Source organism: Paraburkholderia sp. BR10923 (assembly GCF_040948765.1).
Lineage (GTDB): Bacteria > Pseudomonadota > Gammaproteobacteria > Burkholderiales > Burkholderiaceae > Paraburkholderia > Paraburkholderia youngii.
Map to the genome: position 1 here is coordinate 1 of NZ_JBFPKO010000243.1, position 253 is coordinate 253.

General features: G+C 62.5%; 1 pseudogene. It reads right to left on the reverse strand.

Annotation, left to right across the window (positions count from 1 at the left end):
- Positions 1-253, reverse strand: a pseudogene (locus tag AB3X94_RS42310) (IS66 family transposase); the annotation flags it as partial.

Consider the following 253-nt stretch of genomic DNA (forward strand, 5'->3'; position numbering starts at 1 on the left):
GGTGCTCTGCGGCTCGTGGCGAATCTCTGTGCGCGGCAATTGCGCCGGCAGCGCTGCACGCTTCGGTTGCTGGGGTAGCGGCTCGGCTGCGGCTTGCGGCTGAAGTTGCTCGAGCTCAGCTTCAATGTAAGCGGCCAGCAAACCCGTCTTGACGAACTGAACTAGCGGATGGGATCCGCCGGTTGCCAGCGATGAGGCAGCAATGCTGCGATGTCGCTGGCCTTTTGAGTCGGCAATCGGGTGAGAACGTCCT